The following is a 24,155-nucleotide window of genomic DNA, read 5'->3' as shown; positions in this document are numbered from 1 at the left end:
CTAGATCCACGATCGGGCATCGTCAATCGGACTGCGCGGCCTGGGGCATGCCCCGGCTATCCGCCGAGATCGCGGATCGGGAAGGGGCGCTGTTCGGCGATCGCTTCCATGGCGAAATAGGAGGTGACCGTGTCCAGTTCGACCTTCTCGATCAGGCGCTGGTAGGAGCGGTCGTAGCTCGCCAGATCGTGCGTGACGATCTTCAGCATGTAATCGTAGTCGCCGCCGATCCGGTAGAAATCGATCACTTCCGGCATGGACTGCACATGCTGGCGGAAGGTTTCGAGCCACGCCTTGGAATGATGGCGGGTGCGGATCATGACGAAGACGACCACGTCGAGATCGACCGCGGCGCGGTTGAGGCGGACCGAATAGCCCTGGATCACCCCGCTCTGCTGGATCGCCTGAAGCCGCCGCCAGCAGGCGTTCTGCGACAGGTTCACCGTCTCCGCCAGCTCGCGCTGCGAAAGGGATGAATCATTCTGCAGGGCGCGCAGAATCCGCAAGTCCATGTGATCGAATTTTGGCTTCATGATCCGATCAGGTGATCTATTTTGGACGCTCATGTCAATCAGATCGGTGTATTTTACGCGTTTGGAAGTTGAAATGATGGTTTGAATGACCCGTTCCGGCCTCGGCCTGCCACGGGCTTCTTCCTTCAGAAGGCGCACGGCCATGGATACTCCCCGCGACACGATCGAGACCGTCAATGCCACGCCGCTGCAGCGTTTTCGCGCCGGCCTCGCGAGTCCCGATATCGTCCGCGAACTGCGCGAAGGGCTGATCGGCGAGGGGAAGCTGATCGAAGGCCCCTTCGGGCCGAAGCCCTTGCTCTATGCTGATTACGTTGCCTCGGGCCGGGCGCTGCGCCAGGTCGAGAGCTTCGTCATGGAAGAAGTCCTGCCCTTCTACGCCAACAGCCATACCGAGGCGTCCTATTGCGGTGGCGCGATGACGCGGATGCGCCGCGAGGGGCGCGCCACTATCGGCCGCCTGGTCGGCGCCGACGCGGATTGCGCCGTCATCTTCACCGGCTCCGGGGCTACCGCCGGGATCAACCGGCTGGTCTCCCTGCTCGGCGTCGCCGATGCGGCGCAGCGTGGCGAAAATCCGCTGGTGATCGTCGGCCCCTATGAGCACCACTCCAACATCCTGCCCTGGCGCGAGAGCGGCGCCGAGGTGATCGAGATCGCCGAGGCGGCCGAAGGCGGCCCGGATCTCGGCGAGCTCGAAGCGACACTGGCGCGAACCGGCGACCGGAGCCTTCGCATCGGCGCCTTCTCGGCCGCCTCCAACGTCACCGGCATCACAACGGATACGGATGCGGCGACGGCGCTGCTGAAGCGGTATGGCGCGCTCGCCGTCTGGGACTATGCCGGCGGCGGCCCCTACATGCCGATGAACATGGCGCCGGGCGAGGGCCTGGCGAAGGACGCGATCGTGCTGTCGCCGCACAAGTTCGCCGGCGGACCCGGCGCTTCCGGCATTCTCGTGGTGCGGAAATCCGCCGTGACGCAGACGCGGCCAAGCTGGCCCGGCGGCGGCACCGTGTCTTTCGTTTCGCCCTGGGGCCATGATTATGTGAAGGATCTCGCCGCGCGGGAAGAGGCGGGAACGCCGAACGTCGTGGGCGACATCCGCGCCGTGCTGGCCTTCCTCGTCAAGGATGCGGTCGGCCAGGCCTTCATCGATCGCCGCCACGCGGAGCTGAACGCCCGGGCGTTGGCCGTATGGTCGCAGAATCCGCGGCTGAAGCTGCTCGGCGTCGATAAGGGCGAGCGGCTGCCGATCTTCTCCATGCGCGTGCTGAACGGCGAAGGCGGCTTCGTCCACCACCAGCTCTTCACCCGCATGCTGAGCGATTGCTTCGGTATCCAGGCGCGCGGCGGCTGTGCCTGCGCCGGACCCTATGCGCATCGCCTTCTCGGCATCGACGAGGACGCCTCCAACGCGATCCGCGCCAGCATCGGCGCCGGCCAGGAAATCGAGAAGCCCGGCTGGGTCCGGCTGAACCTCAGTTTCCTGATGGACGATGCCAAGGCCGATTTCCTGATCCGCTCGGTCGACCAACTGGCGCGCGACCCGTCTGCTGCTTCCGCTTATCAGGTCGATGTCGCGACGGCGAAGTTTCGTCCTGCCGACAAGGCGGCCTGACTTGGCCGGTCGACCGCAGGTAACGGGGTTCTTCGATCCCCGGACGTTCTCGATCCAGTATGTCGTGGCCGACCCGGCGACGCGGCGCTGCGCCGTCATCGACCCCGTCCTCGACTTCGACGAGAAGTCAGGCTCGGTCGCGAGCCGGAATGCCGATCGCCTGCTCGACTTCATCGCCTCGCAAGGCCTGACGCTGGAATGGATCCTCGATACCCATCCGCATGCGGATCATCTTTCGGCCGCCGATTATCTGCACCGCAGTACGGGGGCGCCGACCGCGATCGGCGAGAAGGTGGTGGGCGTCCAGACGATCTGGAACGACATCTACAATCGGACCGACCTGCCGGCGGACGGGTCGGCCTGGGATCGGCTGTTTGCCCATGGCGACCACTTCCGCATCGGCGATCTCGAGGCGCGGGTGATGTTCTCGCCCGGCCACACGCTGGCGTCGATCACCTATGTCGTGGGCGACGCGGCTTTCGTGCACGACACGCTGTTCATGCCGGACAGCGGCACCGCGCGGGCGGATTTTCCGGGCGGCTCGGCCAGCGATCTCTGGCGCTCGATCCAGGCGATCCTGTCGCTTCCGGACGAGACGCGGCTGTTCACCGGGCATGACTACCAGCCTGGTGGCCGCAAGCCCGCATGGGAGAGCACGGTCGCCGAACAACGCGCCCGCAACACGCATGTTTCCACCTGTGCGAGCGAGGCCGAGTTCGTGGCGCTGCGCAGCCGGCGCGATGCGACCTTGCCAATGCCGAAGCTGATCCTGCATGCCTTGCAGGTGAATACGAATGGCGGTCGGCTGCCCGAGCCGGAAGCCAATGGCCGACGTTATCTGAAGATCCCGATCGGCGCGCTGGGCGAGCCGGACTGGGGCTGATCGTTCCCATCTCTGACGCCTTCCTCCAACACGGGCCTGAAGCGTGATCGCGAGACTGCTGCAACGAAGCCTCCCCATTCTCGACTGGGGCCGCCGCTACAATCGATCGACGCTGACCAATGACCTGATCGCCGCGGTGATCGTCACGGTGATGCTGGTGCCGCAATCGCTCGCCTATGCGATGCTGGCCGGCCTGCCGCCGCAGGTCGGGCTCTATGCGTCGATGCTGCCGTTGGTCGCCTACATGCTGTTCGGCACCAGCCGGACGCTGGCGGTCGGCCCGGTCGCGGTCATCTCGCTGATGACGGCCGCCGCGATCAGCCAGGTCGCGGCGCCGGGATCGCCGGAATACCTCGCCATGGCGGTGGCGCTCGCCTTTCTCTCCGGCGTCATCCTAGTGCTGATGGGCGTGTTCCGGCTCGGCTTCCTGGCCGGCTTGCTCAGCCGTCCGGTGATTTCCGGCTTCATCACCGCCTCAGGCGTGCTGATCGCCGTCAGCCAGCTCAAGCATGTTCTCGGTGTCCCGGCCGGCGGCAGCACCTTGCCCGAGATGCTGGCAGGCCTCTTTCGAACGCTCCCGCTCGTCAATCCCTATACGGTCCTGATCGGCGTCGGGGTCGTCGCCTTCCTGATCTTCGTGCGCTCACGACTGAAGGGCGTGCTGCTGCGGCTTGGCCTCGGCCGCGCCGCGGCGGAACTGATCGTGCGGCTCGGGCCGATCGCGGCGATCGTCGTGACGACGGCGGCGGCGGTCGCCTTCGACCTCCAGGCCAAGGGCGTGCAGCTGGTCGGCGCCATCCCGCAGGGCCTGCCGGTGTTCGCGCTGCCGGATCTATCGATCGAGACGGTGACGCGCCTGGCGGGGCCCGCCTTGCTGCTCAGCGTCGTCGGCTTCGTCGAGTCGATCTCGATCGCCCAGACGCTTGCCTCGAAGCGGCGGCAGCGGATCTCGCCCAATCAGGAACTGATCGGGCTTGGCGTCGCCAATCTCGCCTCCGGCTTTTCCTCGGGCTATCCGGTCACGGGCGGCTTTGCCCGCTCGGTGGTCAATTTCGACGCCGGCGCCGAAACGCCCGCGGCCGGGCTCTATACCGCCATCGGCATCGGTCTCGTCACGCTGTTCCTGACGCCCTATCTCGCGCACCTGCCGCAGGCGACACTGGCCGCGACCATCATCGTCGCGGTCCTGTCGCTGGTCGACATCGCGGCGATCCGGCGCGTCTATGCCTATTCGCGGCCGGATTTCGTCGCGATCTCAGCGACGATCCTGGTGACGTGGATCTGGGGCGTCGAGATCGGCGTCGTCACCGGCGTGGCCGTGTCGCTGATCCTGCATCTCCAGCGCACCAGCCGGCCGCATATGGCTGTCGTCGGCCAGATGCCGGGGACCGAGCATTTCCGCAATGTCGAGCGCCATGCCGTTCTGACCGACGAGGCCGTGCTCGGCCTGCGCGTCGATGAAAGCCTCTATTTCGGCAATTGCGGCTTCCTCGAAGACAGCGTGTTGCGGCTGGTGGCGGAGCGGCCGAAGGTGCGGCACCTGATCCTGATGTGCCCGGCCGTCAACACGATCGATTCCAGCGCGCTCGACAGCCTGTTCGAGATCAACAGCCGCCTGCAGGACGCGGGAATCCAGTTTCATTTGTCGGAAGTGAAGGGGCCGGTGATGGACCGGCTGCGCCGATCCGATTTTCTCGCCAAGCTGTCGGGACGGGTGTTCCTGAGCCAGATCGAGGCGATCCGGACGCTGACCGCGCCGGCCCTAGTGCCGTCTCCTGGCGACGGCATCTGAAATAGAATCCTATTCCGGTTGCACGGCGGCTTGCCAAACGTTGGTTTTGATATTGATGACCGCCGTCGGGGCAAGGCGCGTTTTCACTTGAGCGCGCATTCAAATAAATGTTTTAAATGATTGATTAGGATCTAGCCAAGGCGCGCCCCATGTACGCTGCACCGACCCTGCTGATCAACGGGATCGCCCGTTCGACCTTTGAAACGGCTTCCAACGTCATCGTCAACCCGGCAACCGGGCAGGAACTGGCGCCGCTGCCGATCGCCTCGGCCGAGGATGTCGCGGCGGCGATCGAGGCAGCGGACGCAGCCTTTCCGGCCTGGAGCCGCAAGGCGCCGGTCGAGCGCGCCCGCGTGCTGCGCCGTGCGGCCGATCTGATCCGGCTGCGGGCCGACGACATCGCCACCGGACTGACGCTGGAGAACGGCAAGCCGCTGGCGGAAGCGCGGGGCGAGATCCTCGCCACCGCCGAGGTGTTCGACTGGTTCGCCGATGAAGCACGCCGCGCCTATGGCCGTATCATCCCGGGTCCGCAGGATGGCCGCATGGTGGTGCTCAAGGAGCCGGTCGGCGTGGTGGCGGCGATGTCGCCCTGGAACTTCCCGGCCATGACCTCCGGCAAGAAGGTCGCCGCCGCGCTTGCCGCCGGCTGCACCGTCGTGCTCAAGCCGGCCGAGGAAACCCCGTCCGCGCCGCTCGCGATTGCGCAGTGCCTGCATGACGCCGGCCTTCCGGCGGGCGCGCTCAATGTCGTCCTGGGACGTCCGGCTGATATCTCGACCCAGATCATGGCGTCGCCCAAGGTCGCCAAGGTGTCGTTCACCGGCTCGACGGCTGTCGGCCGCGAACTCGCGCGGCTTGCCGCGCCCGGCCTGAAGCGCCTGACGATGGAACTGGGCGGCCATGCGCCGGTCCTGGTCATGGACGATGTCGATCCGGCTTGGGCCGCCGCCCGTTCCGCGACCGCGAAGTTCCGCAATGCCGGCCAGGTCTGCACCTCGGCGACGCGCTTCTTCGTGCATCAGTCGATCTATGAGGCCTTCGTCGCCGAGTTCGCCCGCCTCGCCAAGACCGTGCAGGTCGGAGACGGCCTCGATCCGGCGACCGTGATGGGGCCGCTCACCAATGCGCGCCGCGTCGACGCGGTCGAGCGGCTGACGGCCGAGGCGGTTTCCTGCGGGGCCCGCCTGGTCGCCGGCGGCAAGCGCATCGACCGGCCGGGCAATTTCTTCGAGCCGACCGTGCTTGCCGACGTGCCGGCCCATGCCAAGGTGATGAGCGAGGAGCCGTTCGGCCCCCTGGCGACGATCACCCCCTTCGCCGATCTCGACGAAGCGATCGCGGCCGCCAATGCCGTGCCGTTCGGGCTTGCCGGCTATGCGCTCACCCATTCGACCGCCTATTCCCGCCGCATCGCCCGCGATCTGAAGGTCGGCGTCGTTGGGATCAACACCTTCGTCGCCAGCAGCGCGGAAACGCCGTTCGGTGGCGTCAAGGATAGCGGCTATGGCGTCGAAGGCGGCATTGAGGGGCTCGATTCCTATCTCGTCACCAAGTTCGTGAACGAAGGCTGAGGCCATGCCGGAGCTGACCTGCGATTTCGTCGTCGTCGGCGGCGGTTCGGCCGGCTGCGTCATGGCGAGCCGCCTGTCGGAGGACGGCAAGTATCGCGTGATCCTGCTGGAAGCGGGCCGCGATACGCCGCCCGATCGGGTCGAGCCCGCCATTCTCGACAGCTATCCGCGCGTCGCCTATTTCAACGCCAAGAATGTCTGGCCGGAATTGCGCGTCCATCTCCAGCCGGTGCCGCACAACAATCCCGGCAAGGCGGTGCCTCGGCGCTACGAGCAGGCGCGACTGATGGGCGGCGGCTCCAGCCTCAACGACATGCAGGCCAACCGCGGCACCCCGGACGACTATGACGACTGGGCGCGGGTCGGCGCGACGGGCTGGGACTGGGAAGGCGTGCTGCCCTTCTTCAAGAAGGCGGAGCGCGATCTCGACTATGCCGGCGATCTGCACGGCCAGACCGGCCCGCTGCCGATCCGGCGCATCTTTCCCGACGCCTGGCCGAAATTCTCGCACGCCGCGGTCGAGGCCTGGGGCGCGGCCGGTTTCCGGCAGTTGCAGGACCAGAACGGCGAATTCGGCGACGGATTCTTCCCGGTCGCGATCTCCAACATCTACGATCGGCGCGTCTCGACGGCGATCGCCTATCTCGACAACAAGGTCCGCCAGCGCCAGAACCTGACGATCCTCCCGAACGCCATGGTGAAGAAGCTCATCGAGCGGAATGGCCGGATCACCGGCGTCGAGGCGCAAACGGAGCAGGGCCCGCAGACGATCGTCGCCGGCGAAACCATCATCTGCGCGGGCGCCCTGCATTCGCCGGCCTTGCTGATGCGCGCCGGCATCGGGCCGGGCGACACGCTGCGTCGTCTCGGCATCCCGGTCGTCGCGGCCCGGCGCGGCGTCGGCCAGAATTTGCAGGAACATCCGACGATCTCGATCTCGTCGCACGTCAAGCCGGACGCCCGCCTCGGCAAGAAGCTGCGGCGCCATATCCATACGGCGTTGCGCTATTCCTCCGGCGTCGAGGGCGGTGATCCGCAGGACATGTACATGGTCGCGATGACCACCTCGGGCTGGCATCCGGTCGGCCAGCAGGTCGGCTCGCTGATGACCTGGGTCAACCGGGCCCATTCCAGAGGTTTCGTTACGCTCGAAAGTGCCTCGGCGGATGCCGAGCCGCATGTCGAGTTCGCGCTGCTCTCCGACAATCGCGACGTGCAGCGGTTGAAAGCCGGCATGCGGCTGATCGCCAGGCTCTACGACACGCCGGCGATGCAGTCGGTCGCCAACGATCCGTTCCCCACCAGCTATACCGAGCGGATCCGCGATCTCGGCGTCATCAGCACCAAGAACTACGTCATGACCAAGATCCTGGCGACGATGCTGGACGGACCGGACTGGATGCGGCGGCTGCTGTTGAAGCACGTCGTCACGTCGGACGCGCCGGTCGCCGCCATGATGGCGGATGACGACCTGCTGGAAGCCTTCGTGCGCGAGAAGGCGCATGGCGTCTGGCATGCCTCCGGCACCTGCAGGATGGGCAGCGTCACCGACGAGGATGCGGTGGTCGGCCCGTCCGGCAAGGTGATCGGCGTCGAGGGATTGCGCGTCGTCGATGCCTCGGTGATGCCGTTCACGCCGCGCGCCAACACAAATTTGCCGACCATCATGATCGCCGAGCGGATGAGCGCATTGATCCTGGCGGAGCGAAAAGAAGGCCACCGTACTGCCTGGTAATGCGTTACGACGGCAAAACATGGTGAAAAGGCCGGCCAAAACCTGCAGTTAGCGTTCTGCGGGTGTTCGGGCGTGATGGCCAATCGGACGTGGTGGAGGTTAACCTGTAATCTGCGGCGCAGGTCGCCAATGAGCGCCGAGTCGGCGCGGGTGCGCAGGTCGGATCGGATTGGGGAGAACGGGTGCCTTGGTCGTATCGGAAAGCACAGCAATGGCAGGCAAGGAAGCGGACACGCGGGAGCGGCTCATCAAGGCTGCGCTACGGGTATTCGCCGATCGCGGCATTGCTTCCGCCACCTTGCGCGAGATCACCGTCGAGGCGGGCGCCAACGTCGCCGCGGTGAACTATTACTTCCGCTCGAAGGAAGAACTGACCCGCACCGTGCTGGAAGCCTGCCTGCGGCCGATCAACGAGAGCCGCCTGCATTCGCTGGAGAAGCTGGTGGCTTTGAACGGCGACGCGGCCATCCCGCTCGAAAACCTGATCGAGGCGCTGGTCCGGCCGATGGTCGAGCAGAGCCTGGACGAATATGGCGGCCGCTCGCCCGTGCGGCTTCTGCTGCAGGTGCGCGCGCTGCCGCAGCCCTTGACCAACACCATTCTCGCCAACCAGTTCGACAGCATCCATCGCCTGTTCGTCGAAGCGCTGGGCCGGGCGCTGCCGGAGCTCACCCGCGAGGAAATCGGCCTGCGCTATGACTTCGCCCGTGGCGCCATCATGCAGATCCTGGGCGACCTCGACCCGGCGGCGCGCGACCTGCCGGATCTGCCGATCAAGCAGGCGCGGCTCGACAACGAGACGCTGATCCGGCAGCTCGTCCACTTCATCGCCGCCGGTTTTCGCGCCCCTGCCTTCGCGAGCCCCTGAGCCGCTGCGCGCCAAGGCCCGCCTCGGGATTGGGCAGGCCGCGCCCCGGCCCGTTGCAGCACCACCCTAGACCTCGTCCGAGCCGCAAATCCTGCGAGCCCTTCGTCGCCGCGTGACCGGCGCGAAGGCGAGCGTTGCTGCGCCGTCGCGCCCGATTTCCGACGCGGAAGGGCGGATGCCTCCCTCGTTGGAGTCTTCGGTCAGGATGCAATCCTTCCTGCCCGCTAAAAGCGCTTGACCAGCAACAAAACATTCGTTTGAAATGAAGGTATGAAACATATTTTTTGCTTCTGGGACTGACTTAGGCGGCGTTTGCCTCGGGGAGGGCGGACGCAGTTGCTATTTTGCCGAAGGAGTGGCCTCGCGCGTGCAGCCGGGTGCCGACCGGCAAAAGCGGCGCCGCGCAGCGCGGTGGTCGTGAATGGCGGGACGGCAGTCGTCGCGCTTCGGTTTCGTCATGCAGTCATCAAGGGGAGTTCATTCATGCGTCCAGCTAAGTTGCTACTCGGTCTCGGCGCGGCGCTTTGCGCGCTGACGTCCTTCGCGCAGGCGGAAGAGCCGGTGCGCGGCGGAAACGTCACGTTCCTGATGTCGCCCGCGCCGCAGATCCTGACGTCGGCGATCACGACGGCGGGCGCGGAACAGGTGGTGTCGTCGAAGATTTCCGACAGCCTGTTCACCTATGACTACGACCTCAATCCCAAGCCGCTTCTGGCCGAGGGCTTTTCGGTCAGCGATGACGGCCTGCGCGTCACGATCAACCTGCGCAAGGGCGTGAAGTGGCATGACGGCAAGGAGTTCACCTCCGAGGACGTCGCCTTCACCACCATGGAAGTCTGGAAGGTCCTGCACGGCCGCGGCCGCACCATCTTCGGCAACGTCACCGCCGTCGAGACTCCCGATCCCTACACGGCGATCTTCGTTCTCTCGAAGCCGTCGCCCGGCATGCTGAAGAGCCTGGCCGCGCAGCAGGCGCAGATCCTGCCCGCGCATCTCTACAAGGGCACGGACATCGCCACCAACCCGGCCAATCTCAAGCCGATCGGCACCGGCCCGTTCAAGTTCGTATCGTTCGCGCCGGGCGACAATCTGGTGCTCGAGCGCAACCCGGACTACTGGGACAAGGGCAAGCCCTATCTCGACAAGCTGATCTTCCGCTTCATCCCCGATCCGGCCACCCGCGCCTCGGCGATCGAATCCGGCGAAGCCCAGATTGCGCCGCAGAACCTGGTGCCGATGGCCGATCTCGAACGCCTCTCCGCGACTGGCGAATTCGACATCACGACCAAGGGCTACGAGTTCCAGAACGAGATGGAGATGATCGAATTCAACCTCGATGATCCCGTCATGAAGGACAAGCGCGTCCGCCAGGCGATCGCCCATGCGATCGACCGCGACTGGATCGTCGAGAACATCTTCTTCGGTTATGGCAAGGCGGCCGAGACGCCGCTGCACCAGCAGCTGACCGAGATGTTCGACGCGAGCGGCGTGCCGCAATACGCCTTCGATCCGGAAAAGGCCAAGGCGCTGCTTGACGAGGCCGGTTACAAGCCGAACGCCAACGGCATCCGCCTGAAGCTCACCGTAGATCCGCTGCCCTATGGCGAGCACCAGGCGAGCATCGCCGCCTATATGCGCGAAGCCTTCCGCGCGGTCGGCATCGACCTGACGGTGCGGGCGCAGGATTTCGCCGGTTTCGTCAAGCGCGTCTACACCGATCGCGACTTCCAGTTCACCGTCAATCTGCTGACGGGCGGCTCGGATCCGACGATCGGCACGCAGCGCACCTTCTGGTCGCAGAGCTTCAAGCCCGGCGTCGGCTTCTCCAACGGCTCGCATTATGTGAACCCGGAGATGGACAAGCTGCTTGAGACGGCGGCTTCCGAAATGGATCCCGCCAAGCGCAAGGCCGAGTATCACGACTTCCAGAAGCTCGCCATGGAAGACCTGCCGGTCTTCCCGCTGGTCGCGGTCGAAAGCGTGACCATTGCCAGCAAGCGGCTCAAGAACCATACGATCGATGCCAACGGCACCTACAGCAACTTCGCCAACGTCTATCTGACGCCGGCCCAGTAAGCTGGACGGGAGCCGGCGGCGATCTATCCGCCGGCTCCCGTTCCCGATCCGCCCGCCACCCGGAGACATGACCGCCTTGAACCGGCATCTGTTGCATTATCTTGGATGGCGGCTGCTCCAGTCCCTCGTGGTCATCACCATCGTCGTGATCGGCAGCTTCATGCTGTTGCACCTCGTCCCCGGCGACATGGTCGATGTTCTCGGCGGCCAGCGCGGCGACATGGACGCCGAGCTGATGGCGACGTTGCGCACGCGCTACGGCCTCGACCAGCCAATGCTGGTCCAGCTCTTCAATTACGTCACCGGGGTGCTGCAGGGCGACCTCGGCTATTCCTTCCGAAACTCGAATACCGTGCTGTCGCTGGTGTTGCAGCGCCTGCCGGCGACCATCCTGCTGGTGGTCTGCTCGGTCGCCGTCGCCGTCTTCATCGGCACGCTGGCCGGCGTCTTCGCCGCCCGCCATGTCCACCGCCCGATCGACGTCATCATCTCGATGGTGGTGCTGATCTTCTACGCCACGCCCGTCTTCATGACCGGCCTCGGCCTCGTCATCATCTTCAGCGTCAAGCTCAAGCTGCTGCCGGTCGGCGGGCTGACCACGCCCGGCGTCGACATGACGACGCTGCAAATGGTCGGCGATGTCGCGCAGCATCTGATCCTGCCGGTCCTGTCTCTGTCGCTGTTCTACATCGCGATCTATGCGCGCCTCGCCCGCGCCTCGATGCTGCAGGTGCTGAATCAGGATTATATCCGCACCGCCTATGCCAAGGGGCTCGGCACCAGCCACGTCATCATCGGCCATGCGCTGCGCAATGCCTTGCTGCCGGTCGTCACCATGGTCGGCCTGCAGATCGCCGAACTGTTCGGCGGCGCGGTGCTGACCGAGACGATCTTCAGCCTGCCCGGCGTCGGCCGCCTTGCCTATGACTCGGTGTTCGAGCGCGACTATCCGCTGATCCTCGGCGTGCTGCTCGTCTGCTCCTTCGTCATCATCCTCGTCAATCTGATCATCGACCTCATCTACACGCTGCTTGACCCGCGCGTCGAAGTCAGTCGCTGAAACGCAAGGGGATCATCATGCTTCGCCGCGTCCTGCTTTCCCCCGCCGGTTTCGTCGGCCTGTTCCTGCTGCTGATGATCGTCGGCATGGCGCTTTCGGCCGGCTATTTCTTCCCCAAGGGGCCGTGGGCGCTGGTGGCGCGTCCCTATATGTGGCCGGACCAGCGTCCGGGCCTGCCTTTCGGCACGGATTCGCTCGGGCGGGATATCCTGGCGGCAATCTTCTACGGGGCGCGCGTGTCGCTGATCGTCGGCCTGGTCGCCACCGTCTGCGCGCTCGCGGTCGGCATCACGGTCGGTTCGATCGCCGGCTATTTCGGCCGCGGCGTCGATGCCGTGCTGATGCGCATCACCGACGCCTTCCAGACCATTCCGGGCTTCCTGTTCGCCATCGTGCTGGTGTCGATCCTGTCGCCCTCGGTTACCAACATCGTCATCGCAATTGCCGTCGTCTCTTGGCCGCCCGTGGCGCGGCTGACGCGCGCCGAGGTGCTGCGCGTGCGCGAGACGGAATATGTCCAGTCCTGCAAGATCATCGGCATGTCGACGCCGCGCATCATCCTGACCCAGGTGCTGCCCAACAGCCTGTCGCCGGTCATCGTCGTCGCCGCCGTTCTGGTCGCCACCGCCATCATCACCGAGGCCGGCCTTTCCTTCCTCGGGCTTGGCGATCCCAACGTCATGAGCTGGGGCACGCTGATCAATGTCGGCCGGCCCTCGATCCGCAGCACCTGGTTCATCTGCGTGCTGCCTGGCCTGTTCGTCGTCATGACCGTGCTGGCGCTGAACCTGCTTGGCGACGCGATCAACGATGCGCTCAACCCCCATTTCAGGAAGCGATAGATGATGCCGAACGCTTCCGTGCCGAGGGAAAGCCTGCTCGATGTCGAGGGGCTTTCGATCCTGATCAAGGACAAGCGCGGCGATGTGCGCGCGGTCGAGGATGTCAGCTTCTCCGTCGCCGCCGGTGAGACGCTGGCGCTGGTCGGCGAATCCGGTGCCGGCAAGTCTCTGACGGCACTGGCGCTGATGCGGCTCCTGCCAAAGACGCTGGCCGTCGAGGCGAAGCGCATCACGCTGGCCGGCAAGGACCTGACCTCGCCATCCGAGCAGGACATCCGCAAGGTGCGCGGCTCGATCATGGCGATGATCTTCCAGGACCCGCTTTCGGCGCTCAATCCGGTGCTGACCGTCGAGCGCCAGTTGGTCGAGGCGATCCGCCTGCACGAGACGATCTCGCGGTCGGATGCCCGCGCGCGGGCGCTCGAACTGCTCGACATGGTGCGCATTCCGGCAGCCAGCGCCCGGCTCGGCGAATATCCGCACCGGCTTTCCGGCGGCATGCGCCAGCGCGTCATGATCGCCATGGCGCTGGCCGGCCGGCCCAAGCTGATCCTCGCCGACGAGCCGACGACGGCGCTCGACGTCACCATTTCCGGACAGATCCTCGACCTGCTGAAGGAATTGCAACGCGATCTCGGGCTCGGCATGCTGTTCATCACGCATGATCTGCATGTCGTCCGATCCGTCGCGCACCGGGTCGCGGTCATGTATTCCGGCCGCGTCGTCGAAAGCGGCACGGTGGCGGATGTGTTCGAGCGGCCGCGCCATCCTTATACCGAAGGCCTGATCCAGGCCCGCCCGCATGGCAGCTTCGTCACCGATGGCCACCGGCTGCGGGAGATCGCCGGCACGGTGCCGGTTCCTTCCGCCCGGCCGCCCGGCTGCGCCTTCGAGCCGCGCTGCGTCCGCGCCGAGGCCGATTGCCGGCAGATTGTGCCGCCGCTGACGCCGGAGCCCGGAACGGCCCGGTCGTTCGCCTGCTTCCACCCGCTGCAGCAGGAGCAGTACGCATGAGCCCGCGCCTGCAGATCGACGCCATGGTGGTTGAGCACCGCACGAGGCGCGGCGTCGTCCATGCCGTCGCCGGCGTCAGTCTGGAGCTGGAAGCCGGCGAGACGCTTGGGCTGGTCGGCGAATCCGGTTGCGGCAAGTCGAGCCTCGCCCGCGCCATTGTCGGCCTCAACACGCCGAAATCCGGCGCCATCCGCATTGATGGCCGCGACACCGATCCAAGCCGTCGCGGCGCGCAGGCGCGCGATATCCAGATGGTGTTTCAGGATCCCTATGGCTCGCTCAACCCCCGCATGAGCGTGCGCGAACTGGTCGAGGAGCCGCTGTCTGTGCATCGGCTCGGCAATCGCGCCGAGCGTGCCGCCCGCGCCAAGGCGCTGCTGGAGCGGGTCGGCATCTCGGCCGCCATGCACGACCGCCTGCCGCACCAGCTCTCCGGCGGCCAGCGCCAGCGCGTCGGCATTGCCCGCGCCATGGCGCTGGAGCCGAAGATCGTCATCTGCGACGAGCCCGTCTCGGCGCTCGACGTCTCTGTCCAGGCGCAGGTGCTCAACCTGCTGCTCGACCTGCAGAAAGAACAGGAACTAACCTTCCTGTTCATCTCGCATGACCTCGAAGTCGTGCGCTATGTCTCGCACCGGATCGCCGTCATGTATCTCGGCGTCATCGTCGAGATTGGCCCGGCTGAGGGCGTCTGGTCGCTGCCGCTGCATCCCTACACGCGCGCGCTGATGCAGACGGCGGGCGATGCCGAGCGGGTCGCGGCCACGGGGCCGATGGTGACGCTCGCCAGCGAATTGCCCAACCCGCTGCATCCGCCGAGCGGATGCCGGTTCCGGACAAGATGCCCCCTTGCAATCGAGGTCTGCGCCCGCGATGTTCCGGCGCTCGAGGACTTTGGCGACGGCCATCGCGTCGCCTGTCATCGCGCCAGGGAATGGGCGGGGACCGCAACGCCGGCCGCCCATGCCTGACTGCGGGTCTTGCGTCCGGTGGGATGACCGAGCCTGACGAGCGAATTGCGAAGGTGAAACCATGACCACGACCAGCCGCAAGTTCCAGTCCCTGGCCCATTGGGGCGCGTTCACCGCCCATGTCGAGGATGGCAGGCTGGTCAGCGTTTCGCCCTTCGCGGGCGATGCGCAGCCGAACGACCTGATCGATGCATGGCCTGAAATGGTCTATGCCGAAAACCGCATCCGCCGGCCCTCGATCCGGCGCGGCTGGCTGGAGACGGTCGGGCGCGGCCTGCCGCATCCGGGTTTCGGCCGCGGCGACGACACCTTCGTCGAGGTTTCGTGGGACGAGGCGCTTGGCCATGTCCAGCGCGAGCTGGAGCGGGTGCGCAGCCAGTATGGCAATCCCTCGATCTTCGGCGGTTCCTATGGCTGGTCGAGCGCCGGGCGGCTGCATCATGCGCGCACGCTGGTCCACCGCTTCCTGGCGACGATCGGTGGCTGCACCGGTCAGGTGACCAATTACAGCTATGGCGCGGCGATGCGGCTGCTGCCGCATGTGCTGGGCGACATGGCGGCGGTGGCGGGCCCGGTCACGGACTGGCCGGCGATCCTGGAAAACTGCCAACGCTTCGTCGCCTTCGGCGGTATCGCCGGCAAGAACTGGAAGATCCATTCCGGTGGCGGCGGCCTGCATCCCTATGGCGGATGGATGGACAAGGCGGCGCAGAGCGGCGTCAGCTTCGTCAACATCTCTCCCTTGAAGACCGACACCGCCAACGTCATCGAGGCCGAGTGGATCCAGATCCGCCCCGGCACCGACATGGCCCTGATCCTGGCGACGGCTTGGCTGGTCCATGCCCGCGGCAAGACTGACATGGATTTCGTCAACCGCTACTGCGTCGGCTTCGACCGCTTCCTGGCCTATCTGCAGGGCGCCGAGGACGGCATCGTCAAGGATCCGGCCTGGGCCTCGGCGATCACCGGCCTGTCGGTCGAGGCGATCACCGGCTTCGCCGAAAGCCTGTTCGACCGGCGGGTGCTGCTGACCGCCGCCTGGTCGCTGCAACGCGCGGAAAATGGCGAGCAGCCCTATTGGGGCCTCGTGGCGCTGGCGGCGATGCTGGGCCAGATCGGCCTGCCGGGCGGCGGCGTCGCCTTCGGCTACGGCTCGATGAACGGCATGGGCGCGCCGCTCTATGATTTGCCGATCTCCGGCATGTCGGTGCCGAAGGTGCCGGGGGAGCTGAAGATCCCGGTGGCGCGCATCGCCGACCTTCTGCTGCGGCCCGGCGAGCCGTGCGAATTCGACGGCAAGAGCTTTCCTTATCCCGATACAAGGCTGGTCTACTGGGCTGGCGGCAATCCGTTCCATCATCACCAGGACCTGTTCCGCCTGCGCGAGGCGTTCCAGCGGCCCGACACGATCGTCGTGCATGAGCCCTGGTGGACGGCGACGGCGCGCCATGCCGACATCGTGCTGCCGGCAACGACGCCGCTCGAGCGCAACGACATTGGCGGCTCCTCGCGGGACCCCTATCTCTTCGCCATGCAGAAGGCGATCGAGCCGGTCGGCGAGGCACGCGGCGACTTCGAGATCTTCAGCGCGCTGGCCGACCGCATGGGCGTCGGCGCCGCATTCCACGAGAACCGCAGCGAAGAGGAATGGCTGCGCGTCATCTATGGCCGCTTTGCTTCGAAGATGGCGGAGCGCGGGTTCAACCCGCCTGATTTCGACACCTTCTGGGAGGCGGGCCATGTCCGGATTCCGGATCCCGAGGGCGGCTTCAACCTCTATGAGCCGTTCCGCGAGGACCCCGCCGCCCACCCGCTGGCCACCCCTTCGGGCAAGGTCGAAATCTATTCCGAGACGGTCGCCGGCTTCGGCTATTCCGAGTGTCCGGGCCTGCCGGTCTGGCGCGAGCCGACCGAGTGGCTTGGGTCGGAACTGGCCGAGCGCTATCCGCTGCACATGATCTCCAACCAGCCGGAAGACAAGCTGCACGGTCAGATGGATGCGAGCGCGCCGAGCCGCCGCAACAAGGTGCGCGACCGGACCGGCCTCGTCATGAACCCGGCCGATGCGGCCGCGCGCGGCCTTGCCGATGGCGACGTCGTCCGCGTCTTCAACGATCGCGGCCTCTGCCTGGCCGGCCTGCGCATTTCGGAGCTGATCATGCCGGGCGTCGTCTGCCTGCCGACGGGAGCGACGTTCAACCCGATCTCCGACGGCGCCGGCGGGCTGATCGAGAACCATGGCAATCCGAACGCGCTGACCAAGGACATCGGCACGTCGCGCCTTGGCCAGGGCCCGAGCGCCCAGACCTGCCTGGTCGAGGTCGCGCGCCACGAACAGGAAGCCGCCCCGATCACCGTCCTGGCCCAGCCGCCGATCGAAGCCGCGGCCTAGTCAGACCCTCACCCCAACCCTCTCCCGCAAGCGGGCGAGGGGGCTCGCCAGCGCTTGTTGTCGGGCCCGGTGCGCTTGGTGAGATTTGTCCGATTCACCCGCTCCGGCATCATCCTGAGGCGCTTCGCGCCAGCGAAGCTTCGAAGGAGGGTCCAGCGAAGCGCCGAGGCCGTCGACGGATATCCGTGCCGTGCGCCTCAGGATGAGGGCGGAGGGTTCCGAGCGGTTTCGAAATGAGAAGCGGAATTCGCCTAAGCGTCCGAGCCGGTATGGCCCTGGCCCGTGTGGCTGGCGGCGAGTTCGGCGACCGTGATCGGGCGGCCGGGCGTGCGCAGGCTCGGCCGCGAGAAATCGGTGACGGCGGCGCCCAGTTCCTCGGCCAGCACGCTCACCAGCGACAGGGTGCATTGCCGGCCCTGGCAGGGGCCCATGCCGCAACGCGTCGCCGCCTTGACCTGCCGCGTGCCGGTGGCGCCTTGCGCGATCGCGGCGCGGATGCGCGAAACCGGTACTTCCTCGCAGCGGCACAGCAGCGCCACGCCATCGGCCTTGGCCGCCGACAGCGTCGGCGCATAGAGCGCGTCGACAAAGCGCCGCGCCCGCAGCCGCCTGCGCCGTTCCGCCAGCACGGGCGATACGGCTTCCGCATGCGCCTCGGTGGTCACGGCACCCAGTTCGCGCGCGACGTCGAGCGCCGCGAGCTTGCCCGTCAGCGTCGCGAGATAGCCGCCCGAAATTGCCGCCGCATCGCCGGCGAGCCAGATGCCGGGGACCGAGGACCGGACCTCGTCCGTCGTGGTCATCGCATAGCACTGCGTCTCGGCATTCCAGTGGCTGGCGCAGCCGAAGGAGACGGCAAGCTGGTCGTTCGGCACGACGCCGTCATGCAGCGCCACCAGGCTTGCCTCGATCTGGTGCTCGCGGCCGTGCGAGCGGAATGCCAGTCCTTCGGCGCGGTCGTCGCCGAGCACGCGCAGATCGGTAGCATGGCGGAAAACCGGAATGCGGGCGGCGCGCATGCGGGCGAGCAGCTTGATGCCGCTCATCGCCAGCGCCGGGTCGCCGGCCAGCCCCGGTACATGGCGCAGGCTGGAGAGAAAGCGTCGCCGCGGCGTGGTGTCGACGATGGCCAGCGGTGGTGCGCCGGCCTCCAGCAGTTGCAGCGCCGTCAGCAGCAGCAGCGGGCCGTTGCCGAACAGCACGAAACGACCCGACGGCACGGCGGCGCTCCCCTTCAGCAGCGCCTGCAACGCGCCGACGGTGACGACGCCGGGCAGCGTATGGCCGGGCAGGACGACCGGCCGCTCCATCGATCCCGTGGCGAGGACGACGGCGCCGGCCCGCAGGCGGCAGGTCTGGCCCTCGAGGCCATAGACCAGCGTGTCGCCATCGCGCGCCCAGACGCTGGCGCCGCGGACATGCTGCGCTCCGGATTGCTGGAAGGCTGTGGCGAGCGGCTGCCCCCATGCTTCGTAGTGAACGCGTTGCGTGCGCGTGATCCCACGCAGGATCTGGCCGCCGATCGCCGGCTGGTCATCGAGCACGGTGACGCCGAGGCCGTGGCGGCGCGCTTCGATCGCGGCCGCCATGCCGGCCGGACCGGCGCCGATGATGGCGACATCCGTCGCCGGGTCTACGCGCGCAAATTCCGGCATATCACCATTCCGTCGCGCACCGGCGTCAGGCACGCCTGTACATTGCTTCGTCCGTCCAGCTCGACCGTGCATTCGAAGCAGGCGCCCATCAGGCAATAGGGGGCGCGCGGCTGGCCGCTCGGCGTCTGCCGCGTCGGCACCAGATCGTGGCGCAGCAGGCAGGCGGCGACCGTTTCGCCCGGATGCGCGTCGAAGCGCTGGCCGTCGACGGTGACGGTCAGGCGCGCATCGGTGGGGTCAAGGAGCGAGCGCAGCATCGAAGCGCCTCGAGGACAGGGTGACGAGTTCGGCCGGCAGCGCGTCGGCGGCGATGGCGGGGCCAACGATCTCCGCATGCGCGGCGGCCAGCGTGATGCCGGAATGGCAGGCGACGGCGAAGGCGCCGGGGCAGGTCTCGGAGCGGGCATAGATCGGCATGCCATCCGCCGGCATGACGCGGATCGCGCCCCAGCTGCGCAGCACTCGCGCCGAGGCGAGGAAGGGGAATTCGCGAATGGCGCGCTGCGCGTGGCTGGCCAGGATCGGCAGCGTGGTGCCGGGTGTCACGACGTGATCCTCATGGCTGTTGCCGAACATGACGCTGCCGGCGCGAGCCTGCCGTGTCGTCGGCGTTGCGTGCGCGATCAAGGGCGGCAGCCGCTCGGTGACGACGATCTGGCCGCGCACCGGCTTCAGCGGCACGCGCATGCCCGCCGTGGCGGCCAGCGGTTGGGTGGCGAGGCCGGCGGCGACGACGACGCGTTCGGCTGGATAGCGGTTTTCCGCGCAGAACACGGTGAGCTGCGACCCGGCCATGCCGATGGACAGCGCCCTTTCGTTGCGGAGGATCTCGACGCCGAGCCCGCGCGCCTGCACGGCCAGCGCCTGCGTCAGCAGCAGCGGGTTGGCGTGGCCATCGGCCGGGCACCAGCTGCCGCCAATCACGTCGGGTCCGACTTTCGGCAACCGCTCGCGGATGAAGGCGGGGTCGACCATGACGACATCGTCGGGAATGTCGGGCTGGCCGGAGAGCCTGGCGACCATGTTCACGCGGGACGTGAGTTCCTCGTCCGAGAGGCAGAGGCTGAAGCCGCCGCGGCGGTCATATTCCGGATCGATGCCGGTCGCGGCCAGCAGCTCCGCGGCAAAGGCCGGCCAAAGCGAGGCCGAGCGCCGGCTCCATTGCGCATAGGGCGGGTGGTTGGCGCCCTTGCCCTGCACCCAGACGAGGCCGGCATTGCCATAGGAGGCGCGCGGCTCTTGGTCGGAGCCGTCCAGGATGACGACGGAAAGCCCGGTGCGCGCCATGCCGACCGCGAGCGAAAGCCCTACGATTCCGCCCCCGATGACGATGGCGCGTTTCACGCCGCGCTCCCCGGCTCGTGCGGCGCCTGCGGATAGACGCGCGGTTTGACGCCGGCCATCAGCCAGTCGCCCAGCGTCACGATGTCATAGACCGGCAGGCCGAGCGCGCGCGAAACCTCGGCGGCATAGGGCGGCATGTTGGTGCATTCGAGCACGATGGCGCCGATCTCCGGCGCGCGGGCCACGAGCCTGCGGGCGGCGGCGATGACTTCGTCGCGCAGCGCGGCGTGGCCGGCATTGCGGTTGTCGCGGATCATTCCCCAGAACACGCCGTCGCGCGGCAGGCCCTCCGTCGGCACTGCGTGATCGACGCCGACGGCGGCAAAATGATCCGTCGTCAGCTTGGCCGCGTCCATGGTCAGCACGCCGACCGTGCGTCCGTTGGGCAGCAGGCGCTCTATGATCGGGATCTGCAGCAGGCTCGACGTCGCCACCGGGACGGGCAGGGCGGCGGCGAGCGCCTTCTGGTGGAGGGCGAGGAAGCCGCAGGTGGTGGAGATCGCCCTGGCGCCATGCGCCACCAGGTCGAGGCCGGCGGCGATGAAGGCGTCGAGCAGGCCCTCGGCGCGGCCGTCGATCACCCTGAGCGCATCGGCTCCGCGCACGATGCGGTACTGCACCGGATAGCCCCAGCTGTCGATGTTGCCGGCGTCGCCGGGCGCGCGCGCGAAGGCGGTGTCGAGGATCAGCAGGCCAAGGCTCGTACCGGATACCGTCGTCACGGCCTGCTCTCCGTCACTGGAACAAACTTGGGGCCGGCGCGCCGCATAGGAACCGCGTGGCCGATGCGGCAAAGGCGCCGCGGGGAAGGCGGCCGTGGGAGGCGGCCGCCTTCCGGCCCTGGGAGGCGGCCGCCTTCCGGCCCTGGGAGGTCGTTACTCGGCAGCGATCCGGCTTGCGGCGTTGAGGCCGTACTGGTCGAGCAGGCCGAGCGTGCGCATGATCTCGACGCCCTTGTCGAGCGCCGGGCCCTTGAGGCCGGTAAGCGGGCGACGCAGGTCGCCGGCCGGCAGGCCGACCGCCTTCATCAGCGACTTCACCGCGACCGGGTTGATGGCCGAATAGGTATAGTGCAGCAGCGGCAGCAGGCGCATGTAGCTCTCGCGGAAGGCGAAGCCGTCCGTGTCGGCCGTCCACGGCTTGGACAGGGCCGCCATTTCGGCCGGCGCGAGGTTGCCGGTCATGTTGGCGGTGCCGTGCCCGCCGAGCGCCATGGTCGGGACGACCAGGCCGAGATTGGGCGAGTCGCAGCACATGATGGCGACGTCCGGGTTGCCGGCGATCACCTGCGCCACCTGGCCGACGCGGCCGGTCGATTCCTTGTGAACCACGAAGTTTGGATGCTGGAACAGCCGCAGCAGCGCCTCGTGGCCGAGATCGGTCTTCACCCGCGGCGGGTTGTTGTAGATGCCCATCGGCAGTTCCGTCGACTCGGCGATATCGAGGAAATACTGCTCGATGTCGGCTTCCGAGGCGCAGATATAGGCCGGGGCCGCGAGGATCGCGCCATCGGCGCCTTCGCCCTTGGCGAAGCGCACCAGGTCGATCGAGGTCTTGGTGTCGCCGCCGGTGCAGCCATAGAACAGCTTCATCCCGCCGGTCTTCATCTTGGCGGTCTTGGAGATGATCTCGCGGCGCTCTTCCATGCTGAGCATCGAGATCTCGCCGGTCGAGCCGAGGATGAGAACGGCCGCGGTGCCGTTGTCTTCCTGGAACTTCAGCAGATCCTGGAACGCCTTGAAGTCGACCGTTCCATCCGCGTTGAACGGGGTGATCAGGGCGACGAAGGACCCTTCAATACGCATCTTGCTCATTGTGTCTGTCTCCGAAAGCCATTCGCGGCCGTCTCGCCCGGGAGGCGCGCCACCCATCCAAGAAACCTCGTTTCAGGCATCTCGGTCTTCGGATTGAAACATGCATTTGAAATGACTGTTCGTCAACGAGCTTCGCATCGGCTGTGACGCCACTGGCGTGTAGGATTTGCTCGCGATCGGGCTCATGGGAGACGTTTCTTGCTGGCCAGGCAGTACAACTCGCGGAGCGCGGCAGGGTCGATCGCTGGCGCGGGCACAAAAATGCCGCCGCTCCTGCGAGCGGCGGCATTCGGGTGCCGAGAGGGACGGTTAGCGACGGACGGCGACGGTATCCTCGTCGCGACGGCTGCCGGCATAAGCGGCGGCGACCGAGGCGATGAAGGCGCCGACCAGCATGGCGACAACCGACAGAAGCGAGGTCGTCAGGGCTGCCTTGCGGGCCGTGTCGGCCGCTTCCTTGGCCTTGTCCTTGACGGACTGGATCTGGGCCAGCACGTCATTGACGCGCTTTTCCGCATCCGCCTGGGGCATGCCGGTCCGGCTGGAAACCAGCTGGGCCAGATAGGCCTTGTCGCCGGGTGGGAATTCACCCGCGGTGGCGTCCTGGAGCAGGATGCGGGTAACTTCGCCACGAACGGCGGCGTCATCGCCCTGAACCGGTGCGGCAGCGCCAGTCTGGGTTGCCGGGCGGAACATCAGGTCGATGAAATAGCCGCTCGGATCGCCGACATTGCTGGTCGACGAGGTGGCACCCTGCGCAGCGCCCTGGGCCGCACCGGAAACCAGCGCGGTCGTGGACTGCACGCCCTGGGACACAACCGAACCAACGGCGGAGGAGAGCAGGCCGACCACGATGATCGTCGCGACGCACCACGCGATGAAGCCGTGGACGGTGTCGCGGAAGAACACCTCGTCGGTGTGGATGCCGACCCACTTGGTGCGGAGGCGGCCGGTGATGTAGCCGCCGAAGCCGGAGGCAACCCACTGCGTGATCAGAAGCCAGATCACGGTGGAGACCGCAACGGTGGTTGCCGAAGCGCCTTCACCTGCCCACGGAGACACCGCGGCCAGTCCGAGGCCCGAGCCCAGCAGGGCCATGACGAGAGTGACCGTGATCGCTGCTGCGGCGCCGGCGAAAATAGCACTCCATGACACGGCAGATTGCGACGACTCCGGTGCCGGAGACGTCGATTCTACTTCGATGATGGCCATCTTTTCACCCTATCTGAAGAACAGAGCGAGAAGAATGATGATCGGAATTGGCACACCGAGCAGCCAAAGCAAGATACCGCGACCCATAACAGCCTCCTAGTTGAAATTATCGGCAGTTCAACGGGGAGGGCACTGTTTGGTTCCCGCACTCTCAACATTGTGTTGCGGCGGTTGGTCGGCAATAGCATCCGGATGAATTCGGCGCCGCTGTGGATAAGCTCCAGGGGCATGGAACCATCCGGTATCGTTCGAATTGAACGGTCACTCTACCAATAAGGATGGATCAACATGACGAAGACCCTCACCGCCCTGGCCATTTTCGCGGCTCTGACGGTTCCTGCCATGGCGCAGGATTCGAAGCCCGCGCCGCAGGAGACGGTCGGTGTCGCAACGCTGGATCCGGCTACGATCGCCACGGGCTGGCGTGCGTCCAAGATCATCGGATCGACGGTCGAGAACGAGAATGGCGACAATATCGGTTCGGTCGATGACCTGATCCTGACCGCCAACCAGCAGGTGCCCTATGCCGTGCTTTCGGTCGGCGGCTTCCTCGGCATCGGCTCCAAGCTCGTCGCCGTTCCCTACATGGATCTCGACACGACCCAGAAGGGCAAGACGATCCTCCGCGCAGCGACCAAGGAGAGCCTGACCGCCGCTCCGGAATTCAAATACGCAGAATGACGGTTCCGCCTCGCGTCGTCTGAACTGCACGGATCGGGAAAGTCTCGCCAGGATTGGCGGGACTTTTTCGCTTTGTGATGGCCGTTGT

The 24,155-nt window shown here is 66.6% G+C and carries 21 protein-coding genes; 13 read left to right on the top strand and 8 right to left on the bottom strand.

What is annotated here, in order from left to right; all coding sequences use genetic code 11:
- Positions 1–56: 56 nt before the first annotated feature.
- A complete protein-coding gene (locus ACHMWQ_RS22070; protein ID WP_396309112.1) occupies positions 57–533 on the bottom strand; it encodes an Lrp/AsnC family transcriptional regulator in 477 nt (158 codons plus the stop codon).
- A gap of 142 nt (positions 534–675) precedes the next feature.
- Between ACHMWQ_RS22070 and ACHMWQ_RS22065 the strand changes: the two genes are divergently transcribed.
- The 6 genes from ACHMWQ_RS22065 to ACHMWQ_RS22040 all read left to right on the top strand — a co-directional run bounded on the left by ACHMWQ_RS22065 (position 676) and on the right by ACHMWQ_RS22040 (position 9,006).
- A complete protein-coding gene (locus tag ACHMWQ_RS22065) occupies positions 676–2,154 on the top strand; it encodes an aminotransferase class V-fold PLP-dependent enzyme (protein ID WP_396309111.1) in 1,479 nt (492 codons plus the stop codon).
- Entirely contained in the window at positions 2,111–3,037 is a 927-nt protein-coding gene (locus tag ACHMWQ_RS22060) for an MBL fold metallo-hydrolase (protein ID WP_396309110.1), read from the top strand. Before ACHMWQ_RS22065 ends, ACHMWQ_RS22060 begins: the two co-directional genes overlap by 44 nt.
- Before the next feature lie 43 nt (positions 3,038–3,080).
- On the top strand, positions 3,081–4,829 hold the full coding sequence (locus ACHMWQ_RS22055; RefSeq protein WP_396309109.1) for a SulP family inorganic anion transporter: 1,749 nt from the start codon (positions 3,081–3,083) through the stop codon (positions 4,827–4,829).
- A gap of 149 nt (positions 4,830–4,978) precedes the next feature.
- On the top strand, positions 4,979–6,403 hold the full coding sequence (locus ACHMWQ_RS22050; RefSeq protein WP_396309108.1) for an NAD-dependent succinate-semialdehyde dehydrogenase: 1,425 nt from the start codon (positions 4,979–4,981) through the stop codon (positions 6,401–6,403).
- 4 nt (positions 6,404–6,407) lie between these two features.
- The gene (locus ACHMWQ_RS22045; RefSeq protein WP_396309107.1) at positions 6,408–8,138 is read left to right on the top strand and encodes a GMC family oxidoreductase; all 1,731 of its coding nucleotides are present in this window, start codon (positions 6,408–6,410) and stop codon (positions 8,136–8,138) included.
- Between the two features lie 211 nt (positions 8,139–8,349).
- On the top strand, positions 8,350–9,006 hold the full coding sequence (locus ACHMWQ_RS22040) for a TetR/AcrR family transcriptional regulator (RefSeq protein ID WP_354550964.1): 657 nt from the start codon (positions 8,350–8,352) through the stop codon (positions 9,004–9,006).
- A 66-nt stretch (positions 9,007–9,072) separates the two neighbouring features.
- Here the strand turns inward: ACHMWQ_RS22040 and ACHMWQ_RS22035 are convergent, their stop codons facing one another.
- Positions 9,073–9,285 (bottom strand): hypothetical protein, encoded by a 213-nt coding sequence (locus ACHMWQ_RS22035; RefSeq protein WP_396309106.1) that lies wholly within the window; start codon positions 9,283–9,285, stop codon positions 9,073–9,075.
- A gap of 204 nt (positions 9,286–9,489) precedes the next feature.
- Here ACHMWQ_RS22035 and ACHMWQ_RS22030 point away from each other — a divergent pair, with 204 nt between their 5' ends.
- The 6 genes from ACHMWQ_RS22030 (at position 9,490) to ACHMWQ_RS22005 (ending at position 17,361) form a co-directional block, all read left to right on the top strand.
- Positions 9,490–11,082 (top strand): ABC transporter substrate-binding protein, encoded by a 1,593-nt coding sequence (locus ACHMWQ_RS22030; RefSeq protein WP_396309105.1) that lies wholly within the window; start codon positions 9,490–9,492, stop codon positions 11,080–11,082.
- Between the two features lie 67 nt (positions 11,083–11,149).
- A complete protein-coding gene (locus ACHMWQ_RS22025) occupies positions 11,150–12,142 on the top strand; it encodes an ABC transporter permease (RefSeq protein ID WP_396309104.1) in 993 nt (330 codons plus the stop codon).
- 17 nt (positions 12,143–12,159) lie between these two features.
- Positions 12,160–12,984 carry an ABC transporter permease gene (locus tag ACHMWQ_RS22020; RefSeq protein ID WP_396309103.1) on the top strand — a complete coding sequence of 275 codons (825 nt, stop codon included), beginning with the start codon at positions 12,160–12,162 and terminating at the stop codon, positions 12,982–12,984.
- A complete protein-coding gene (locus tag ACHMWQ_RS22015) occupies positions 12,985–13,998 on the top strand; it encodes an ABC transporter ATP-binding protein (RefSeq protein WP_396309102.1) in 1,014 nt (337 codons plus the stop codon). It abuts the gene before it with no gap.
- Positions 13,995–14,969, top strand: a complete 975-nt coding sequence (locus ACHMWQ_RS22010; RefSeq protein WP_396309101.1) for an ABC transporter ATP-binding protein — start codon at positions 13,995–13,997, stop codon at positions 14,967–14,969. The genes ACHMWQ_RS22015 and ACHMWQ_RS22010 overlap by 4 nt, the downstream gene beginning before the upstream one ends.
- 61 nt (positions 14,970–15,030) lie before the next feature.
- Positions 15,031–17,361 carry a molybdopterin-dependent oxidoreductase gene (locus ACHMWQ_RS22005; protein ID WP_396309100.1) on the top strand — a complete coding sequence of 777 codons (2,331 nt, stop codon included), beginning with the start codon at positions 15,031–15,033 and terminating at the stop codon, positions 17,359–17,361.
- 251 nt (positions 17,362–17,612) lie between these two features.
- Here the strand turns inward: ACHMWQ_RS22005 and ACHMWQ_RS22000 are convergent, their stop codons facing one another.
- The 6 genes from ACHMWQ_RS22000 to ACHMWQ_RS21975 form a co-directional block, all read right to left on the bottom strand.
- On the bottom strand, positions 17,613–19,016 hold the full coding sequence (locus tag ACHMWQ_RS22000) for an FAD-dependent oxidoreductase (RefSeq protein ID WP_396309099.1): 1,404 nt from the start codon (positions 19,014–19,016) through the stop codon (positions 17,613–17,615).
- On the bottom strand, positions 18,995–19,273 hold the full coding sequence (locus ACHMWQ_RS21995) for a (2Fe-2S)-binding protein (protein WP_396309098.1): 279 nt from the start codon (positions 19,271–19,273) through the stop codon (positions 18,995–18,997). Before ACHMWQ_RS21995 ends, ACHMWQ_RS22000 begins: the two co-directional genes overlap by 22 nt.
- Complete coding sequence (locus ACHMWQ_RS21990) at positions 19,254–20,360, bottom strand: NAD(P)/FAD-dependent oxidoreductase (protein ID WP_396309097.1); 1,107 nt, start codon at positions 20,358–20,360, stop codon at positions 19,254–19,256. Before ACHMWQ_RS21990 ends, ACHMWQ_RS21995 begins: the two co-directional genes overlap by 20 nt.
- Positions 20,357–21,082, bottom strand: a complete 726-nt coding sequence (locus tag ACHMWQ_RS21985; protein WP_396309096.1) for an aspartate/glutamate racemase family protein — start codon at positions 21,080–21,082, stop codon at positions 20,357–20,359. Before ACHMWQ_RS21985 ends, ACHMWQ_RS21990 begins: the two co-directional genes overlap by 4 nt.
- Before the next feature lie 153 nt (positions 21,083–21,235).
- The gene (locus ACHMWQ_RS21980; protein ID WP_396309095.1) at positions 21,236–22,174 is read right to left on the bottom strand and encodes a 4-hydroxy-tetrahydrodipicolinate synthase family protein; all 939 of its coding nucleotides are present in this window, start codon (positions 22,172–22,174) and stop codon (positions 21,236–21,238) included.
- A gap of 309 nt (positions 22,175–22,483) precedes the next feature.
- The gene (locus ACHMWQ_RS21975) at positions 22,484–23,386 is read right to left on the bottom strand and encodes a hypothetical protein (RefSeq protein ID WP_396309094.1); all 903 of its coding nucleotides are present in this window, start codon (positions 23,384–23,386) and stop codon (positions 22,484–22,486) included.
- Between the two features lie 288 nt (positions 23,387–23,674).
- Here ACHMWQ_RS21975 and ACHMWQ_RS21970 point away from each other — a divergent pair, with 288 nt between their 5' ends.
- Positions 23,675–24,067 carry a PRC-barrel domain-containing protein gene (locus ACHMWQ_RS21970; protein WP_354550949.1) on the top strand — a complete coding sequence of 131 codons (393 nt, stop codon included), beginning with the start codon at positions 23,675–23,677 and terminating at the stop codon, positions 24,065–24,067.
- Positions 24,068–24,155 lie beyond the last annotated feature (88 nt).

Source organism: Kaistia sp. UC242_56, from assembly GCF_044452255.1.
Classification (GTDB): domain Bacteria; phylum Pseudomonadota; class Alphaproteobacteria; order Rhizobiales; family Kaistiaceae; genus Kaistia; species Kaistia defluvii_A.
This window is presented reverse-complemented; position numbering and strand designations above follow the sequence as displayed.

Bases quoted from the DNA above. Each gene is read 5' to 3' on its own strand.
- ACHMWQ_RS22070 (WP_396309112.1), bottom strand. From the start codon at position 533: ATGAAGCCAAAATTCGATCACATGGACTTGCGGATTCTGCGCGCCCTG.
- ACHMWQ_RS22065 (WP_396309111.1), top strand. From the start codon at position 676: ATGGATACTCCCCGCGACACGATCGAGACCGTCAATGCCACGCCGCTG.
- ACHMWQ_RS22060 (WP_396309110.1), top strand. From the start codon at position 2,111: ATGTCGCGACGGCGAAGTTTCGTCCTGCCGACAAGGCGGCCTGACTTG.
- ACHMWQ_RS22050 (WP_396309108.1), top strand. From the start codon at position 4,979: ATGTACGCTGCACCGACCCTGCTGATCAACGGGATCGCCCGTTCGACC.
- ACHMWQ_RS22045 (WP_396309107.1), top strand. From the start codon at position 6,408: ATGCCGGAGCTGACCTGCGATTTCGTCGTCGTCGGCGGCGGTTCGGCC.
- ACHMWQ_RS22040 (WP_354550964.1), top strand. From the start codon at position 8,350: ATGGCAGGCAAGGAAGCGGACACGCGGGAGCGGCTCATCAAGGCTGCG.
- ACHMWQ_RS22035 (WP_396309106.1), bottom strand. From the start codon at position 9,285: ATGTTTCATACCTTCATTTCAAACGAATGTTTTGTTGCTGGTCAAGCG.
- ACHMWQ_RS22030 (WP_396309105.1), top strand. From the start codon at position 9,490: ATGCGTCCAGCTAAGTTGCTACTCGGTCTCGGCGCGGCGCTTTGCGCG.
- ACHMWQ_RS22025 (WP_396309104.1), top strand. From the start codon at position 11,150: ATGACCGCCTTGAACCGGCATCTGTTGCATTATCTTGGATGGCGGCTG.
- ACHMWQ_RS22020 (WP_396309103.1), top strand. From the start codon at position 12,160: ATGCTTCGCCGCGTCCTGCTTTCCCCCGCCGGTTTCGTCGGCCTGTTC.
- ACHMWQ_RS22015 (WP_396309102.1), top strand. From the start codon at position 12,985: ATGATGCCGAACGCTTCCGTGCCGAGGGAAAGCCTGCTCGATGTCGAG.
- ACHMWQ_RS22010 (WP_396309101.1), top strand. From the start codon at position 13,995: ATGAGCCCGCGCCTGCAGATCGACGCCATGGTGGTTGAGCACCGCACG.
- ACHMWQ_RS22005 (WP_396309100.1), top strand. From the start codon at position 15,031: ATGACCACGACCAGCCGCAAGTTCCAGTCCCTGGCCCATTGGGGCGCG.
- ACHMWQ_RS22000 (WP_396309099.1), bottom strand. From the start codon at position 19,016: ATGCCGGAATTTGCGCGCGTAGACCCGGCGACGGATGTCGCCATCATC.
- ACHMWQ_RS21995 (WP_396309098.1), bottom strand. From the start codon at position 19,273: ATGCTGCGCTCGCTCCTTGACCCCACCGATGCGCGCCTGACCGTCACC.
- ACHMWQ_RS21980 (WP_396309095.1), bottom strand. From the start codon at position 22,174: ATGAGCAAGATGCGTATTGAAGGGTCCTTCGTCGCCCTGATCACCCCG.
- ACHMWQ_RS21975 (WP_396309094.1), bottom strand. From the start codon at position 23,386: ATGGCCATCATCGAAGTAGAATCGACGTCTCCGGCACCGGAGTCGTCG.
- ACHMWQ_RS21970 (WP_354550949.1), top strand. From the start codon at position 23,675: ATGACGAAGACCCTCACCGCCCTGGCCATTTTCGCGGCTCTGACGGTT.